We start from the raw sequence: 579 nt of genomic DNA on the forward strand, positions 1-579 counted from the left end.
TCCCCCGACCGAGGCCATGCCCCCTCCTCAACTCCCCCGATGTGCGCCGCGCTTGGTGCACAGCACGGCCCGAGGGTAGGAAGGGGCGACGGTGGAGGCATGGGTCCGTGGGCCCAAATCGGCACCCAAGCCCGTTCCCGTGGCGTGCGGTTTCCGGTAGATCTCGACGAGCGTGCCCCGGCCTGCCGCCGCTACCGTCTCGGCATCGCCCGTGACGCGGGCGTTCGGCGGTGAAGGGGGTCGACTGTGGCGCGCTGGCGTGACGGGCACGGGGAGCTGGTCGTGCGGGGAGACGGTGGAGGGCCGCCCGTACGCGTCCCGCTGGAGATCGCCTCCTCCTACCGGGCACGCACCAGGGGCTTGCTGGGGCGGGACTCCCACGACGGGGCGCTGCTGCTCTCCCCCGCCGGCAGCGTGCACACCTTCCGCATGCGGATGCCCATCGACGTCGCCTACCTGGACCGCCGTCTCACCGTCATCGCCGTGCGCACCATGCCGCCGGGGCGGCTCGGGCTGCCGCGGGTGCGGGCCCGGCACGTGATCGAGGCGGAGGCCGGGGTGATGGAGGGGTGGGGACTG

1 protein-coding gene is annotated in these 579 nt (G+C 73.7%); it reads left to right on the forward strand.

Annotated elements, in window-relative coordinates; genetic code table 11:
- Window positions 1–246 precede the first annotated feature (246 nt).
- Window positions 247–579, forward strand: a 333-nt coding sequence (locus B7L92_RS34240; protein WP_081241135.1) for a DUF192 domain-containing protein, incomplete at its 3' end; no start/stop codon positions are given.

This window comes from Streptomyces viridosporus (assembly GCF_002078235.1).
Classification (GTDB): Bacteria; Actinomycetota; Actinomycetes; order Streptomycetales; family Streptomycetaceae; genus Streptomyces; species Streptomyces viridosporus.